The 16,502-nt window shown below is 65.5% G+C and carries 16 protein-coding genes and 2 pseudogenes; 10 read left to right on the plus strand and 8 right to left on the minus strand.

Going from position 1 to position 16,502, the window contains the following annotated elements; all coding sequences use genetic code 11:
• From IF803_RS36780 to IF803_RS36805, 6 genes and pseudogenes are all read left to right on the plus strand, one after another.
• A complete protein-coding gene (locus IF803_RS36780) occupies positions 1–1,071 on the plus strand; it encodes an aldose epimerase family protein (RefSeq protein WP_461195584.1) in 1,071 nt (356 codons plus the stop codon).
• A gap of 35 nt (positions 1,072–1,106) precedes the next feature.
• Positions 1,107–1,985, plus strand: coding sequence for an SMP-30/gluconolactonase/LRE family protein (locus tag IF803_RS36785; RefSeq protein ID WP_461195598.1), 879 nt, complete (start codon positions 1,107–1,109; stop codon positions 1,983–1,985).
• A gap of 59 nt (positions 1,986–2,044) precedes the next feature.
• Complete coding sequence (locus tag IF803_RS36790; RefSeq protein WP_461195585.1) at positions 2,045–2,782, plus strand: TetR/AcrR family transcriptional regulator; 738 nt, start codon at positions 2,045–2,047, stop codon at positions 2,780–2,782.
• Between the two features lie 19 nt (positions 2,783–2,801).
• Positions 2,802–3,671 (plus strand): substrate-binding domain-containing protein, encoded by an 870-nt coding sequence (locus tag IF803_RS36795; RefSeq protein ID WP_461195586.1) that lies wholly within the window; start codon positions 2,802–2,804, stop codon positions 3,669–3,671.
• A pseudogene (locus tag IF803_RS36800) lies at positions 3,671–4,593 on the plus strand (DUF1932 domain-containing protein). Before IF803_RS36795 ends, IF803_RS36800 begins: the two are co-directional and overlap by 1 nt.
• Positions 4,594–4,678: 85 nt before the next feature.
• The gene (locus IF803_RS36805; RefSeq protein ID WP_411781731.1) at positions 4,679–5,461 is read left to right on the plus strand and encodes an SDR family NAD(P)-dependent oxidoreductase; all 783 of its coding nucleotides are present in this window, start codon (positions 4,679–4,681) and stop codon (positions 5,459–5,461) included.
• Between the two features lie 357 nt (positions 5,462–5,818).
• On the opposite strand, the gene IF803_RS36810 is transcribed toward IF803_RS36805, so the two are convergent.
• On the minus strand, positions 5,819–6,631 hold the full coding sequence (locus IF803_RS36810; protein WP_461195587.1) for an enoyl-CoA hydratase: 813 nt from the start codon (positions 6,629–6,631) through the stop codon (positions 5,819–5,821).
• Between the two features lie 378 nt (positions 6,632–7,009).
• Between IF803_RS36810 and IF803_RS36815 the strand changes: the two genes are divergently transcribed.
• On the plus strand, positions 7,010–7,663 hold the full coding sequence (locus IF803_RS36815) for a PilZ domain-containing protein (RefSeq protein ID WP_461195588.1): 654 nt from the start codon (positions 7,010–7,012) through the stop codon (positions 7,661–7,663).
• A 145-nt stretch (positions 7,664–7,808) separates the two neighbouring features.
• Here IF803_RS36815 and IF803_RS36820 read toward each other — a convergent pair whose 3' ends face one another.
• The 7 genes from IF803_RS36820 to IF803_RS36850 form a co-directional block, all read right to left on the minus strand.
• A complete protein-coding gene (locus tag IF803_RS36820) occupies positions 7,809–8,576 on the minus strand; it encodes a DeoR/GlpR family DNA-binding transcription regulator (protein ID WP_461195589.1) in 768 nt (255 codons plus the stop codon).
• Between the two features lie 151 nt (positions 8,577–8,727).
• Positions 8,728–9,726, minus strand: coding sequence for a 4-hydroxythreonine-4-phosphate dehydrogenase PdxA (gene pdxA / locus IF803_RS36825; protein ID WP_461195590.1), 999 nt, complete (start codon positions 9,724–9,726; stop codon positions 8,728–8,730).
• The gene (locus IF803_RS36830) at positions 9,723–11,030 is read right to left on the minus strand and encodes a four-carbon acid sugar kinase family protein (RefSeq protein ID WP_461195591.1); all 1,308 of its coding nucleotides are present in this window, start codon (positions 11,028–11,030) and stop codon (positions 9,723–9,725) included. Before IF803_RS36830 ends, pdxA begins: the two co-directional genes overlap by 4 nt.
• Before the next feature lie 29 nt (positions 11,031–11,059).
• Entirely contained in the window at positions 11,060–12,100 is a 1,041-nt protein-coding gene (locus IF803_RS36835; RefSeq protein ID WP_304496969.1) for a 2-keto-3-deoxygluconate permease, read from the minus strand.
• 86 nt (positions 12,101–12,186) lie between these two features.
• Positions 12,187–12,606 carry a His/Gly/Thr/Pro-type tRNA ligase C-terminal domain-containing protein gene (locus tag IF803_RS36840; protein WP_461195592.1) on the minus strand — a complete coding sequence of 140 codons (420 nt, stop codon included), beginning with the start codon at positions 12,604–12,606 and terminating at the stop codon, positions 12,187–12,189.
• Complete coding sequence (locus IF803_RS36845; protein WP_411784947.1) at positions 12,539–13,177, minus strand: aminoacyl--tRNA ligase-related protein; 639 nt, start codon at positions 13,175–13,177, stop codon at positions 12,539–12,541. The genes IF803_RS36840 and IF803_RS36845 overlap by 68 nt, the downstream gene beginning before the upstream one ends.
• A gap of 131 nt (positions 13,178–13,308) precedes the next feature.
• Entirely contained in the window at positions 13,309–14,013 is a 705-nt protein-coding gene (locus IF803_RS36850; RefSeq protein ID WP_461195593.1) for a hypothetical protein, read from the minus strand.
• A 185-nt stretch (positions 14,014–14,198) separates the two neighbouring features.
• Here IF803_RS36850 and IF803_RS36855 point away from each other — a divergent pair, with 185 nt between their 5' ends.
• The 3 genes and pseudogenes from IF803_RS36855 to IF803_RS36865 form a co-directional block, all read left to right on the plus strand.
• Complete coding sequence (locus IF803_RS36855) at positions 14,199–14,819, plus strand: class I SAM-dependent methyltransferase (RefSeq protein WP_461195594.1); 621 nt, start codon at positions 14,199–14,201, stop codon at positions 14,817–14,819.
• 23 nt (positions 14,820–14,842) lie between these two features.
• The gene (locus IF803_RS36860) at positions 14,843–15,253 is read left to right on the plus strand and encodes a DOPA 4,5-dioxygenase family protein (protein ID WP_461195595.1); all 411 of its coding nucleotides are present in this window, start codon (positions 14,843–14,845) and stop codon (positions 15,251–15,253) included.
• 367 nt (positions 15,254–15,620) lie between these two features.
• A pseudogene (locus IF803_RS36865) lies at positions 15,621–16,502 on the plus strand (diguanylate cyclase); the annotation flags it as partial.

Raw genomic sequence — 16,502 nt, forward strand, 5'->3', positions numbered from 1 at the left:
ATGACATCAGCCAGCATTGGTCGCGTCCCCTTCGGCACGTTGCACGACGGCACCGTGGTCGAGCGCGTGACGCTGCGCGGCGAACACGGCTTTGAGGCCGCCATCCTTCCCTTCGGCGCCACGCTGCAGGCGCTGCTCGCGCCGGATCGTGACGGGCATTGCGACGACATCGTGCTCGGCCACGACGAACTCGGCGGCTATCTCGCACAGCGCAAATTCTTCGGTGCGACGATCGGCCGTTACGCCAACCGGATCGCCGGCGCGCGCTTCGTGCTCGACGGGGAGACCATGCAGCTTGAGGCCAACAATGGCCCCAACGCGCTGCATGGCGGCCTGCAGGGCTTTGATCGCAAGCTGTGGCGGATCGCCGAACTATCGGATGATCCGGAGCCGACGCTGGTGCTGGCGCGCGAGAGCTCGCATGGCGAGGAGGGCTATCCGGGCAATCTCGCGACGCGCGTGACCTATTGCGTGCGCAGTCCGATGGAGCTCTCGGTCACCTACGAGGCGACGACCGACCGGCCGACCTGCCTCAACCTCACCAATCACAGTTTCTTCAATCTCGAGGGCGCGCGCTCGGGCATGCAGATCCTCGATCACCGGCTGACGATCGCCTCCGACCATTTCCTCGCTGTGGACGCCACCGCGATCCCGTTACAGGGCCCGCCGCGGCCGGTCGACGGCACGCCGTTCGACTTCCGCAAGCCCACGGCGATCGGCGCGCGGATCAGGATGAATGACGAGCAGCTGCGGCTCGGGCGCGGCTATGACCACAATTTCTGCCTGGCCAAGGGGACGGGTCTTCGTCTGGCTGCGCGCCTCGAGGCGCCGCACGGCGGCCGCGTGATGGAGCTGTTCACCGATCAGCCGGGACTGCAGTTCTATTCCGGCAATTTCCTCGACGGCTCGACCGCCGGCAAGGGCGGTCGTCTGTACCGGCAATCCGACGCGCTCTGTCTCGAGCCGCATGCCTGGCCGGATACGCCGAACCGGCCCGACTTTCCGTCGGCGCGGCTCGATCCGGGGCAGCTCTATCGGCGCAGCATCGTCTACCGCTTCTCAACCGTGTGAGTGACACCATGACCGACCGTGCCGCCGAGCCGCTGATGGAAGAGGTGCCGACATCGGTGCTGTCGGCAGAGCGTTGCCATCTCGGCGAAGGTCCGACCTATGATGCGGCGACCGACACCGCCTGGTGGTTCGATATCCGCGAGCGCCGCCTGTTCGAGCATCGATTTGCAGGTGGCCGCACCGTCATTCACGAACTGCCGAAAATGGCGAGTGCAATGGCGCGGATCGACGGCGAGCGGCAGCTGATCCTGACCGAAGATGGACTTTATGTACGGCACGTTGCCGACGGCCGCCTGCAGCGTTTCGCCGCGCTGGAGGCCGACAATCCGCTGACGCGCTCCAACGATGCGCGTGTGCATCCGTCGGGCACGTTCTGGCTCGGCACCATGGGGCGCCATGCCGAGCAGGGTGCCGGCGCGATCTATGCGCTGCACCGGGGCCGCATCGTGCGGCTGTATCCCGGGATCACGATCCCGAATGCGATCTGCTTTTCGCCCGCGGGCGACATCGGCTATTTCGCCGATACCGCGACCAACGTGCTGCATCGCGTGCCGCTCGATCCATCAACAGGACTGCCGGTCGGCGAGGCCACCGAATTGATCAGGCATCGAGGCAGCGGCGGGCTCGACGGCGCGATCGTCGATGCCGACGGGATGATCTGGAACGCGCGCTGGGGCGGCGGATGCGTCGACGTTTACGATCCGACCGGCCGGCATCTGCGTTCGCTGCGCGTACCGGCGAGGCAATCGAGCTGCCCGGCATTCGTCGGCCGCGACTTCTCGCGCGTGCTGGTCACCTCGGCCTGGCAGGACATGGATGAGGCGCAGCGTGCGGCCGATCCCGAGCATGGCAGGACGTTCCTGCTCGAGGCCGCCGCGCGCGGTCGTGCCGAGCCTGACGTCAAACTATCCTGACGGATACGTGCAGCGCGGCGTTGTTGACGCGACCGGATTGTTTGGACGATAGTACAAATATGGTCCGCAAACCCGCCAGGTCCGACGTGAAGGCCGCCGCCAGCGCCCGCAAGCCGAACATGCGCGAGGCGATCCTCGCCGCGGCGGAGGAATTGTTCTCGACCTACGGCTTCAACGCCGTCTCGGTGCGCGACATCGCGCAGGCCGCCGGCGCCAATCCGGGCAGCGTGACCTATCATTTCAGGACCAAGGACGGCCTGCTGCTGGAAATCTATCGGCGCCATTGCGGCCCGATGAACCGGCGGCGCTCCGAGCTTTTGGCGGCGGCGCGGCGGGTGCGCGATCTGCAGGACCGGTTGGAGGCGATCGTGCGCGCCTATGTGTTGCCGGCCTTTACGTCCGGCAGCGATCTTGCCGGCGGCGGAACGCGGTTCACGCGATTGCGTGCGATCATGTCGGCCGAGGGCAATGAGGTCGTGCGCAAGATCATCGCGCAGACCTTCGACGACACCAGTCATGCCTTCATCGACGCGATTCATGAAAGCCTGCCGCATATTCCGCGTACCGATCTGGTCTGGCGCAGCCACTTCCTGCTCGGCGCGCTCTACTACACGCTGGTGACGCCGGAGCGCGTCTCGCGCCTGTCGCGCGGCAGCGCCGACGGCACCGATGCCGGCCACGCCATCGAGCAACTGGTGCGCGCCACCGTCGCCGCGTTGCAGGCCGCGCCGCTCGACGGAGGGGCGCCCGCGCCGCGCATGGCCCCGAGCACAAATCCGGGCCGAGCGTTGACCTGAACGTCCGGAGTTTGTCGCGATGGAGAAACTTCGGCTACGCGCCGTGCTCGGCAATCATCCGCACATCCGGGCGGTGAAGAACGGTGAGGTTCGCTCCGACCTGTTCGATCTCGACTTCACCGAATTCACGCCGACCAACGCCGCGTTCAAGCCGATGGTGCGCGAGCAGGCATTCGACGTCTGCGAGATGGCGATCGTGACCCATCTGATGGCAAGCGCGCACGGCAAGCCGATGGTGCTGCTGCCGGCGGCGATGGTCGGCCGCTTCCAGCACGGCCACGCGCTCTATCGCGCCGACCGCGGCACGCTCGTGCCCGCCGATCTCGAAGGCAAGCGGGTCGGCATCCGCTCGTTCACGACCACGACCGGGGCATGGATGCGCGGCATCCTTGCCAACGACCATGGCGTGAACCTCGACAGGATCAACTGGGTCACGTTCGAGGATCCACATGTCGCGGAATATGTCGACAGCACCGAGCGTGCGCCGAAGGACAAGACCATCATCCAGATGCTGAGGGACGGCGAGCTCGACGCCGTGCTGGGCGAGACCTCCAGCGATCCGGCGTTCAAGCCATTGTTCGCCGATCCGGCCGCAGAGGCGGCGCAGTGGTATGCGCGGCACGCCGTCGTGCCGGTCAATCATCTGGTGGTGGTGACATCGCAGCTTGCGACGTCGCGGCCGGACGTGGTGCGGAGCCTGTATGATCTGCTCAAGCGTAGCAAGACAGAGGCTGGCCCGTCCGGCATGCCGGACCTGGTGCCGTTCGGCGTCGAGGCAAACCGCAAGCCGCTCGAACTGATGATCGACTATTGCGTGCAGCAGGCGTTGATCCCCCGGCGCGTCACAGTCGATGAGCTGTTCGACGACACAACACGGGACCTGAACTGATGACAATCTCCGGCGATCCGCGGCAATGGCAGGTCGGCATGCTCGGCTATGGCGAGGTCGGTCGCATCCTTGCCGAGGACCTGCGCCAGCAGGGCGTGAGGGTTTCTGCCTACGATATCAAGCTTGACCGCGAGCAGGGTACGGCGCTGCGCGCGCACGCGGCAGAGATCGGCGTCGAGCTCGCGCAATCCCATGCCGATCTCGCGGCGCGGGCCGATTTCATCATTTCGGCGGTGACGGCGAGCCAGGCGGTGCCGGTGGCCGCGGCCTGCGCGCCCGCAATCCGGAAGGACGTCTGGTTCTCGATTTCAACTCGGCCTCGCCCGGCGCCAAGCAGCGCGCGGCGGCGCATATCGACGGCGCCGGTGGCCGCTATGTCGAGGGCGCGGTGATGACCTCGCTGCCGCCGTACCGGATCAGGGTGCCGCTGCTGCTCGGCGGGCAGGGCGCGCGGGAGCTCGCGCCGCAGCTGATCGCGCTCGGTTTTGCCGCGAAGGTCGCAAGCGACGAGCTTGGCGTCTCCTCGGCAGTCAAGATGTGCCGCAGCATCATGATCAAGGGGCTGGAGGCCATGGTGATCGAGAGCTTCACCACCGCGCGCGCCTATGGCGTCGAGGATGCGGTGCTCGCCTCGCTCAAGGAGACCTTCCCGAGCATCGATTGGGAGAAGCAGGGCGCCTATTTCTTTCAGCGGGTGATCGAGCACGGCCGGCGCCGTGCCGAGGAGGTGCGCGAGGTGGCGGAGACCGTGCGCGATGCCGGGCTCGCGCCATGGTCCGCCTCAGGCACCGCCGAGCGGCAGGGCTGGATCGCCGATCTTGCCGATGAGGGCGTGTTCGGACCCAGGGGAACGCCGGATTTCGCCCGCAGCGCCGACTGGCGTACCGAGGCCGACCGGATTCTCGCGCGCATCAAGTCCTGAGGTCTCGCCCGGAGAATCCGCCGCGTTCCCTGCCGACGCGCAATGCGCTATTGCTCCATGAACAGTTTGTCCTGGAGGCACTCCCATGAAGAATTCCGGCAAGGTCGTCGCCATCACCGGCGCGGCACGCGGCATCGGCAAGGCCTGCGCGGCGCGCTTCCTGTCCGACGGCGCCAGGGTCGTCATCTCGGATGTCGACGCTGCGGGGCTTGTCCACACCGCCCAGGAACTCGGACATATCGATCAGTTGCGGGCGGTCGAGGCCGACGTCAGCAAGCGCGCCGATGTCGACCGCATCGTCGCGACCGCGGTGAAGGAGTTCGGCCGGCTCGACGTCATGGTCAACAATGCCGGCGTAGCGCGCAATCGCGACTTGCTCGACATCAGCGAGGCCGAATTCGACGACGTCATGGGAATCAACCTCAAGGGCGCGTTCTTCGGGGTTCAGGCTGCCGCGCGCCAGATGATCGCGCAGGGCGGTGGCGGCGTCGTCGTCAACATGTCCTCGGTCAACGCGCTGCTCGCGATCCCCTCGCTCGCGACCTACGCGATGTCGAAGGGCGCGATGAAGCAGCTCACATCGGTCGCCGCCGTGGCGCTGGCGCCGCACGGCATTCGCGTCGTGGCGGTCGGACCCGGCACGATCCTGACCGAGATGGTGGCGACGGCGATCTTCTCGTCCGAGGATGCGCGGCGCAGCGTGCTGTCGCGCACGCCGGCCGGCCGCTGCGGCGAGCCGAGCGAGGTCGCCGCCGTCGTGGCATTCCTGGCCAGCGACGATGCCTCCTACATCACCGGCCAGACCATCTATCCCGACGGCGGTCGGTTGATCCTGAACTACACGGTGCCGGTCAGCGACAAGAAGTAGGGGGCAGGTTCAATCGCGGGCACATTGCCAAAATATCGAAAACAACCCCATGCAAAGTAGCCGGCGGCGGCCGGCGTTCGACCAGGCAACTTGACGCGTCGGGTAAATCGGCGATATTATTCTATTATTCGGAAATCGCGCGACGTCATCATCTGTCATCGCCCGGTTTAACCGGGCGATCCAGTACGCTGCGGTCCATCGGCTCAAGCACAACCGCCTCTGGAATACTGGATCGCCCGGTTAAACCGGGCGATGACAGTGTGTTGGGTGGCAACCACGACGGGAGGACCACCGTTGTTACCGCATGCTCAGCTGTCATTACCCGCGAAAGCATGTGCGGGTGATGACACCGGATGGCTACCGGCCCTTGAACTGCGGCTTACGCTTCTCCATGAAGGCGCTGCGGCCTTCGCGGAAGTCCGCGCTGTCCATGCATTCGATGCCGATCTGCTTGATCGCGGCCATGTCGCGATCGGCGGGATCCTTCAGCACCTGCGCAATGGTGATCTTGGCGGCCTTGATCGCCAGCGGCGCGTTGCCCGAAATGGTGCGCGCGATCTCCATGGTCGCGTCCCAGAGCTCGGCGTCCGGCAGCACGCGATCGACGAGGCCGATCCGCAGCGCCTCAGTGGAGTCGATCCGCATGCCCGTATACATGATCAGCCGCGCCCAGGACGGGCCGACCAGCGACACCAGATGGCGCAGCCCGTCATAGCCATAGGCGATGCCGAGCTTGGCGGCGGGAATGCCGAACTGGCCGCTCGAGCCGGAGATGCGGATATCGGTCAGCATCGCGACCTGCATGCCGCCGCCAAGGCAGAAGCCGCGGATGCAGGCGATGGTCGGCTTCGGATAGTCGGCGAGCAGGGCGCGCTGGGCGGCGCTGCGCCGTGAATATTCCTCGGAGGCCTCGGCGTTGTGCCTGGTCTTCTCGAACTGGCTGATATCGGCGCCCGATACGAACGCCTTGTCGCCGGCGCCGACCAGGATCACGACGCGGACGGCCGGATCGTCGCGCAACGCCGTCAGCGCCTCGCCGAGCCCCTCCCACATCTCCAGCGACATCGCATTGCGCTTGTCGGGATTGTTGAAGGTGATGACGCCGACGCCGTCGACGACGTCTTGCAGGATCTTGCCGTCGGCAAGCGATTTGTTCGACATGTTTGGCATATGAGGGGTCCGGTCTGATTTCGACGAAGGCTAGCACCCGGCCGACAGCCGAGGCAGGCGGTTTGGAGCACGGCGCGATTGCATTGCCGGGCGACAACTCTCCCGGTAGTTGTATGGCTCGCAAAATAAACCGCCGCGAAACGGTTGCGCCATAGAGTGCGCCGCCCGCGCTTCGTCCCGGTTTAACTTTTTCCTAGTTTTTCGACGGTATGGCTGTACGCACCTGCGCGCCAGGACCAATCCGCCACGCGCTGGGATACGTGCCGCAGCTCCCCGCTGCCACCGCGTCGGTAGCGAACGTCCCCACCACCAGACCGGCAGTGAAGCCGGTCAATCCAGCCCTCCGTGCACTCACATCGCCTCGGGCGAGGTTCAGTCGTGTCCGTCGAAAAGTTTCTCAAGCAACGCGCGGTCAAGATCACCGTCAACGGCAGCTACACGTTGCCGAACTGGTACGATGCGCAGGGTAAATTGCGCAGCTTCGCTTGCCGCACCACGCGCGTCTCGCCGTTCCGGATGATCGTGGACGTGCCCGTCGTCGGCAAGGTCGGCGACCGGCTGACTTCGTATTTCGAGGAGTTCGGCAAGTTCGACGGCTGCATCACCGAAACCATGAGCGGCAGCTTCCTGCTCGAGCTCGAGATGACGCATGCCATGCGTGAGAAGTTCGCCGACAAGCTGACCTGGATCGAGAAGAAGCAAAAGGATCCGAGCATTCGCGAGGCGCGCAACAACCCGCGTTTCGTTCCGGTCGCGCCGCATGCCATGTTGACGCTGGCGGACGGCACCATGCAGAGCTGCTTCATCATCGACATGTCGCTGTCCGGCGCGGCGGTCTCCTCCGAGGCGCAGCCGCCGATCGGCATGCCGCTGGCGATCGGCGCCTGCGTCGGCCGCGTGGTCCGGCATCTGCCGAACGGCTTCGCCATCAAGTTCGTCGAGAGCTACAAGCAGGGCGATCTCGGCCGCCTCATCGCGCGCAAATCCAAGGAGCTACAGCTGCTGTCTGCCGACGCGGACTCCGTTGCCTAGGGCGAGTACTCACAAATCTGGTGATCACCACCTAGCATATGGCGATTCAAGTTGACGGCATTGCGCCCCAGTTCAGCGATTCCTTACCGCAACCCCGCCTCGGTCGATGTTTTTCTCCGATCACGCGAAAAATTGCGATGCCGGCTCAGCGAACGCCGGCAACGATCACGCGCGCTCCCGCATCGGCGAGACGCTTGCACTGCTCGTCAGATGCGCCGACATCAGTCACCAGAGTCCAGCGCGGCGGCAGCGGCGCCCAGGCCATCTGTTCGGCGCGGCCGAGCTTGCTGGCGTCGGCGAGAACGATGACTTCCTTCGACTGCTGCATCATCAGCGACTTCAGTGCGACCTGTTCGAGATCCGCTTCGCACAGGCCTCGGCCATTCACCACGCCGTCGGCGCTCATGACGGCGCGGTCCGCGGTCATGCGCCGCAGCGCCTCATTGGCGAGCGGCCCCATGGTGCTCATGCTGGTGGTGCGCAGCGCGCCGCCCAGCACCACAAGCTCTATGCTCGGAGCTTTGGCGAAGCAGGGCAGCAGCGCAAGATTGTTGGTGATGATGCGCAGCCGCCGATGCTGCAGCAGTCGGCCGAAGGCTGCGACCGTCGAGCCGGCATCGAGAATCAGCGTGTCGCCATCCTCGATCAGATCGATCGCGGCGCGCGCGATCGCCTGCTTCTGTTTGCCCTGAACCGCGAGGCGCTGCTCGAGCGTCGTCTCGTTCGCGTGGGCGGTGAGAATGGCGCCGCCATAGGTGCGGCGCACGGCATTGTTCTTGGAAAGATGCTGCAAGTCGCGCCGCACGGTGGAAGCGGAGACGTCGAAGCGCCGCGCAAGATCGTCGACATCGATCTCTCCCGCGTTCAGTGCTTCCAACAGACGAGCGTGACGCTCCTTGCTGCGCATCGACATCGAACCTCAGCCTCCGGATCCATTGCCGTCAGCCGAGCTCGACCGTATCGGCTTCGCGGCACGGCCGATGGATACCACGATGCATCGGCCGCGCAATGTCAGCGCTTAACGCACATCTCGCCCCTCATCCTGAGGAGCCCGCGCAGCCCCCTCAAGCCGCCTTCTTCGGCGCGAGATCGACCGCCTGCCGCAGCGCTTCGATCAGGCTGCGCTCGTCGGCGATGCCCTTGCCCGCGATGTCGAAGGCGGTCCCGTGATCGACCGAGGTGCGGATCACCGGCAGACCAACAGTGATGTTCACACCGGCTTCCAGCCCCAGCACCTTGATAGGTCCATGGCCCTGATCGTGATACATCGCGACCACCATGTCGTAGTCGCCGCGGCCGGCCAGGAAGAACAGCGTGTCGGCAGGCAGGGGGCCGTGCACGTCCCAGCCCTTGCGCTGACAGGCTTCCACGGCCGGCGCGATCTTCGCGGCTTCCTCGCCGCGACCGAACAACCCGTTCTCGCCGGCATGCGGATTGATGGCGCAGACGCCGATCTTCGGATTGGCGACGCCGGCGCGCACCAGCACGTCATGCCCGCGCGCGATGACACGCTCGACGAGGCCGGGCTCGATCTTCTCGATCGCATCGAGCAGGCCGATATGCGTGGTCACGTGAATGACGCGGAGTTTCGGCGACACCAGCATCATCGATACTTCCGGCGTGCCGGTCAGATGCGCCAGGAGCTCGGTATGGCCGGGATATTTGTGGCCGGCCGCATGCAGCGCTTCCTTGGAAAGCGGCGCGGTGCAGATGCCTTGCGCGAGCCCTGCCTGCACCACCTGCACGGCCTTCTCGATGTAGCGATATGCCGCCTCACCTGCCGTCGCCGACACCTTGCCGAACGGCAGATCGTCCGGCACCAGCTTCAGGTCAACGCACTGCACGGCCTTCGACGCAAAATTCGCCTGCTTCGCGTCGCTCAACGCATCGACCTCAAGCGGCACGCCGACGATCTGACCGGCCTTGCGCAGACGGTTGGAGTCGCCGATCACCAGCGCATTGCAGATCGCCTGCACCTGAGGCTGCGCCAGCGCCTTCATGATCACCTCGGGCCCGATACCGGCCGGATCTCCCATGGTGATCGCAATGATCGGACGAGTCATATGAAACTTCCTCTGGTTCGGACGGCGCGAAGCCGCTCGCTGATGCGGATGAGGCTGTTCTCGTCACCGAACGCGCCCGCTTTGGTGGCGATCGGAACAGACAATCGGCCAAGAGTAAGGCCGAGCGACACGCCCGGCTCGATTTCGTCGGCAAGACGGATGCCGTTGACGCCGAAGCGCGACAGCATCGCCGCGGCGGTTTCGCCGCCGGTCGCAGCGAAGGCGCCGATCGCGGGTGCGACGGCCTCAAGAGCGTCGGCGAGCCCCTTGGCGAGCTGCGGGCCGAGCGACATGTTGGGGTGATCATCCATCATGATCTCAACCAGTGTATCGCCGCCGCCGGCAAGTCGTTTCATCACGTCCGCGGCGAGCGCCGCCCGGCCGGCACCATCGTTGAGCAGCGTCTCCGGCGCGACCGGGAAATGCGCCACGGTGCCGGTCGCCTCCAGCTCGCGCGCGGCGGCGCGAGATGCGCCGGCGAGCGAGCCCACCACGATCAGGGTGCCGGATGCGCTCGTCGGAATGCGCAGCGGCTCGACGGCATGGCTGACTTCGAGGCCGGCCAGCGCGTGCGCGAGGCCGGCGCTGCCGATGAAGAAGGTTGCGGGCGATGCATGCAGGCTCGCCTCCGCGATCAAACGCAGATCGTGTTCAGTCTCGGCGTCGCAGGCCGCGACCACGTCGCCCTCCCAGGCGAGCCTCGCGAACGTGGCTTTGAGATCGCCACCACGCACGGCAGCGAGCTTGACCTTCTCACCGCGAACGCCCGCGGTCGCGAGAACGTCGACAAGATCGGCATTCGGGTAGGTGTGGTCGCGGTGCCAGACCTCGGCCTCCTCGAGGGGGCGGCCTCTGACCAGGATACGCCCGTCGATGGTGGTCCGGCCGGTGGCCGGAAAGGCCGGCGCGAATACGCCAAAGGCCGGACCCGACCGTGACTTGAGATGCGCAAGCGCGGCGGCAGTCTCCGCTGCAGGTTGCCCCCGCAGCGTCGAGTCAATCTTCTTGAAAAGAATACGTCCGCCTTCGCAAAGGCGCGCCAGCACATCGGCGTGGCGGGCTGCAGCGGCCCCGGCCGAAAGGCCTCGACTCGCGGCATCGTAGGCCAGGACGGGCAGCTGGTAGCCCGACGCGTCGGTCACCTCACCCCACGTCACCGCAGCCGCACGCCCCCTTCTGCCGAAGGCGATCGCACAGTCCGCGGCACCGGTGAGATCGTCAGCGACGATCAGCCAGCTTTGGCTTGACGCGTTTTCTTGACGCGAACCGGTATCCACTTCGCTCGAAAACGCTTTAGGGGCCATCTTCAGCGACCTGCTTCAGTGACTTTGCCTCAGTGACTTGCCTCAGTGACAACCGAGCGCGCCGCGGGGGTCACCTTGCCGGCAGAAGCCACGTTGTTCTCTTCTGCAGGCTCCTCGACGTCGCGACCAACAACGCGGGCTGTCCAGGCGGTGACGATCGGCACGAGGATTGCGGTAACCACGACGCAGGCCGCGACGAGGATAGTCGCAGGCCGCGCCGCGTCCGCATAGGCTGGATTCGCCGCGGCGACAATCGCCGGGACGGCCGCCGCATTACCGGCCGTCGAGGCCGCCGCAACACCCGCGACACCATTCCCGCCAGTGATGCGATCGGCGACGAACAGCGGGATGCCGGTCACAACCACCACGGCCACTCCCATGCCGAGGCCGAGCAGGCCGGCCTGCCAAACCTTCGACAGATCGAGGCCGGCGCCGAGCGCGAAGGCGAAGAACGGGATCATCACAGGCACCGCGCGGCTCAGGAAGTCGCGCATCTCTCTGTCGAGATTGCCGATGATCATACCCACCACCAGAGGCAGGATAGCGCCCACGAGGGTCTGCCATGGAAATGCCGAGAGGCCGGCGACGCCCAAAGTGATCATGGTGAGGAAAGGACCGCTCTCCAGCGACATGACGGTATAGGCGCCGACGTCACGCGGACGTCCATATTGGCCCATCAACGCCATATAGAGACCGCCATTGGTGTCGTTCATGGCGGCGACGATCGCGAGCGTCGAGACACCCGCGAACATGCCAGCTGCGACCGGCGTCTCTCCCAAAATGCGGCCGAAGATCAGGCCGAGGACAACGGCCACGCCAACCTTCACGATCAGCAGGGTGCCGCCCTTCTTCACAATGTAGGGGGTCGCGCGGAAGTCGATGCTCGCGCCCATGCAAACGTAGAACACGGCGAGAATTGTCAGCGCGCCGGAGAACAGTGCGCCGGTGAAGGAGCCAAAAAACTTCGGGGTATCGGGAAAGAAGGTGGCAATAAGCGCCCCGACCAACAGAGGGACCACCATCATCCCGCCCGGCACGCTCTCGATCGCCCGCTTAATTGGAACCTGCATTTCTGTTGTCCTCCCGCACACCACGCACTTCCGATCATTTTGCGCGTTTTGCTATAAAAACGAGCAAACGCCAGGCACGTATATGCTCATATCGCGCAGTACTCAAGACATATTGCGCATTTTGCGCAAAACTGATCATTCGCTCCGTCAGATGCGATTGATTTTGCTCGCGGGAGAATGCCAGGGAATTGGGTCATGAGAGGTTGGACATGGTGCTCATCGCGCAGATGCTCGAAACGCTTACTTGCGCAACACCCACCGAAGCCCCGACTGTCGCATGCTTCAGCCGCAAGGGTGCCCGGCCGGGCCCTCGCCTGCAGGCGGGACACCGCCTCGGCCAGCGGAACGTCGGCCTGTAAGTCGTCGCGCTCGCGCAGGCTTACCCGGACGTCCCTCATCTCACACCCGCCGACGATGGCCATCACCGGCACCGCCATTTCACGCGCCACCGCGACGCGCCGCGAAAGGGCCGGCGCTGTCATAGGCAACGGCTCGGATCCCGGCATCCTCGAACGCCGCCAGCACCTGTGCGCCGTATCCGGCCTGGTCTTTCGAGATCGGCGCAACCGCAACCTGGTCCGGCGACAGCCAGAACGGAAGCACGCCGCCATGTTGCTCGAACAGGATCGCAATCATGCGGCCGAGCGATCCGAAGATGGCGTGATGGTTCATCAGCGGCCTGGCTCGGCTGCCGTCGGGGGCGACGTAGGACGCCTCGAGCCGCTGCGGCAGCACGCAGTCGAGCTGCACCGTGCCGCACTGCCAGGATCGTCCCAGCCGGTCGCGCAGCGCGAATTCCAGCTTCGGTCCGTAGAACGCGCCTTCGCCGGGATTGATTGAGACACGAGGCCGCATTGCCGCGCGGCATCGCCGAGCTTCGCCTCTGACCAATCCCAGGTCGCGTCGTCGCCGGCGCGCGCCGCCGGCCGCGTGGCCAGCGCCACCTCGTAGTTGGGGAAAACCGAGGTCTCGGTAGACCTCGCCCAGCAAGGCGATGAAGCAAGCGACATCGTTCTCCACGTCCGGCTCGCGGCAGAACACATGGGCGTCGTCTTGCTCGAAGGCGCGCGTCCGCATGCTGCCGTGGACCGAACCGTGGCGAATGTCGCAGTTGGGTTAAAAGGGCCGCGAGTCCGCTTTAAGTCTCGAACGCGGACAGGATTTATGAGCACGCACCCTAGTCTGCGGCCGCGCGTCAGATTCGCGCATTACGTCAGCTGCTCCGGATCATCGGCCGCGCGCATGCGCGCGATACTGCCTTCCGTCGCCGCGCTACCGGCCGCCGCGATCGCGATCTCGCGCGCCAAATTGGTGCATTCGGCCCACATCAGGAAGAACACCAGCGGTGGCCGTTCGCGCGCTTCCAGCAGCTGCCGGCAGCGCTCGGCCGCGCCGTCGATCGCCCACCACTGTTGGGCGACCACCATGACCCTGCGGAAGCTCCGCAACGTGCCGGAAAACTTTTGCGGATCCGCGCCCACGAGGGCGCCGCAATGGTTCAGCCAGTTCAGGCCAGCGTAGATCGCAATCCCGTAGTCTTCGATCGCGGTGCCGGTGAAATCGACGACGGTCTTGTCGTGCGCGCGCTGGCGCAGGAAAGCATCGATCATCTCCGCCTGGCGGGCCGGATCGACCAGCAGCGAGATGTCCTGCCGCGGCACCATCGGGACATAGCGCATCGCCTCGAGCCGCGTGTGCTCCCAGATCGCGCTGATGTCGCCGAGCAGATCGCCGGACTTGCGTTTGCAGGCCGGATAGACCAGCACGCCATTGTCGGCGAGATCAAGATAGCGCGGGACCACCTTGTCGAGCGCGGCGAGGAACGCCAATGGATCGGTAAGGCCGCGCAAGTCGCTGGCGGCGTCCTCCGCTTGTGCAGGCTTGTTGCCGCGTGTCCAGCCGAAATTGGCCATCCCCGGACGCCCCGATCTCAACCCGGCCATCAGGTTAGTTGGAAAATGCGGCGAAGCAAATGCGGCATTTGCTGCTGCGCCGCCGTGCGTGCCCGCCGCTGCCGGTTGACGCGAGAGACCGCCGCGCCTAGCTGATGGTTAATGGCGCGCAACGCAGGTTGTTGCCGCTTTCGGGACCTATCGCCATGACCGCTTCTGATCGGCAATCGCATTGGCAGACCGTCTATCTGACCAAGGGCGAGCAGCAGGTGAGCTGGTCGCAGGCCGATCCGCAGCCATCGCTGCGTCTGATCGAATCGATCGCACCGGGCCGCGACGCCTCGATCGTCGACGTCGGCAGCGGAGCTTCGCGACTTGTCGATGCGCTGCTGGCGAGCGGCTTTCATGATGTGACCCTGCTCGATCTCTCCGAAGCGGCGCTGGCGAGCGCGCGGGAGCGGATCGGCGCAGCAGGTGACGCGGTGCACTGGATCGTAGGTGACGCGACGGTCTGGCAGCCGCAGCAGGCCTTCGACATCTGGCACGATCGCGCGGCGTTTCACTTCCTGGTCGAGGAACCAGACCGCGCGGCCTATCTCGACCGGCTGCATCGCGGCGTGAAAGCAGGCGGTCACGCCGTGATCGGCACCTTCGCGCTGGACGGCCCGGAGAAGTGCAGCGGCCTGCCGGTGCAGCGCTATGATCCCGCAACGCTCAGCAGGACCATCGGTCTGGCATTCGAGTTGATCGCGCATGAGGCGCACCGGCACGTCACGCCCTGGGGCGCGACGCAGTCGTTCCAGTTCAGTGTGCTGCGGCGCAAGTGACCGGCCGCGCAGGGAGAGGTGAGATGACGGACGCGCCACGGATGATCGGCGAGATCGCGAGCTACCACGCCCATGTCTATTACGACCCCGCGACCAGCCGGGGCGAGGCGGAACGGCTGCGCAACTGGATCGGCGAGCGCTTCCTGGTCACGCTCGGACGGTGGCACGACGTCAAGGTTGGCCCGCACGATCAGGCGATGTATCAGGTGGCGCTTGCGGCCGAGTTGTTCCCGACCTTGGTGCCGTGGCTGATGCTGAACCACGGCAGCCTGAGCATCCTGGTCCATCCCAACACCACCAATCCGCGCCGCGACCACCACGACGATCCGCTCTGGATCGGCACGCCGTTGGCCGTTCACGCCGACAAGCTGCCCGAAGAGGCCGAGATGGAGCAGGCGCCGGCGCCGAACACGTCGCCGACACTGCGTCCCTGAGCGCCTCCGGGTTGTCCGTAGGGCAATCGCATATGACCCTTCGGCGGCTGCGGAGGTAACTCGGCCTCGTGGTTCGAGACGCGCCGCAAGCGGCGCTCCTTACCATGAGGGTCTACTATTGTGCCGCAAAACAAAACCCTCATCCTGAGGAGCCCGCCGAAGGCGGGCGTCTCGAAGGATGGCCTCGAGGACGCTGCCCGACAGATTTCTTTCCATATGCGATTGCCCTGGGGTTGTCCGGGATGGGTAAAGTTTGACGCAATTGTGCTGCAGCCGAGTCGTTTCAAACTCATCGCGTTTTGCAACGTGAGGTTAAGTCACGGTTCCTACGCTCGCCCGATGAATTTCAGGGTCGGGCGCATTGGGCATGTTTTTTTCGTTTCGAAGCTGGTCACTGTGGCGGGTGGTTGGACCTCTGCTGGCCATCGTGTTGCTGCTGGGCGGCCTGTCTGCCGGCAGCCTGCAGGTGATGTCCGCGGTCAGGGCCTACGTGGCCGGCGAAAGCATGTGGTCGAAGGGGCAGAAGGACGCCATCCACTACCTGCAGACCTATGTCAGCACCGGTGCGCCGCTGTATCTGCAGAAGTTCGATGCCGCGATCGCGGTGCCGCTGGCCGATCGTACGGCGCGGCTCGCCCTGGAATCGCCCGGCGACAATGACGCCGTGGCGAGGGCCGGCTTCGCCAGGGCAGGCAATCATGATGACGACATCGGCGGCCTGATCTGGCTGTTCAAATATTTCCGCAAGATGCACCACGTGGCCGGCGCGGTGACGGCATGGCGCAATTCGGATGTGTTGCTCGATCAGCTGATTGAAATCCGGAACGAGGCCGCGAACGACGTCGCGCTGCACGATCCGTCGGCTGCGACCATCAGGCACTGGGCCGAACGGATCGGTGCGGTGGATGCCGCGCTGAGCACGCTCGCCGTCGATTTCTCCGATCATCTGGGCAAGGCGTCACGTCAGGTCTCCGCGCTGCTGCTGCTGGTCAACCTCGTGATCGCGGCCTGCCTTGCCGGCATCGTGCTGATCCACACGAGGCGGATGCTGTGGCGGCGCTGGCTTGCCGAGACCGCGCTCGCGGTCGAGAAGGAGCGCGCCCAGCTCACGCTGGCGTCGATCGGCGATGCCGTCATCGTGACGACGCAGGGCGATCGGGTCGACTACATGAATGCCGCCGCGCAGCGGCTCATCGCGGCAGGGCAGGAGGTGACGGGACGGCCGCTGGCGTCGCTGTTCAACATTGCC

The organism is Bradyrhizobium sp. UFLA06-06 (assembly GCF_054820065.1).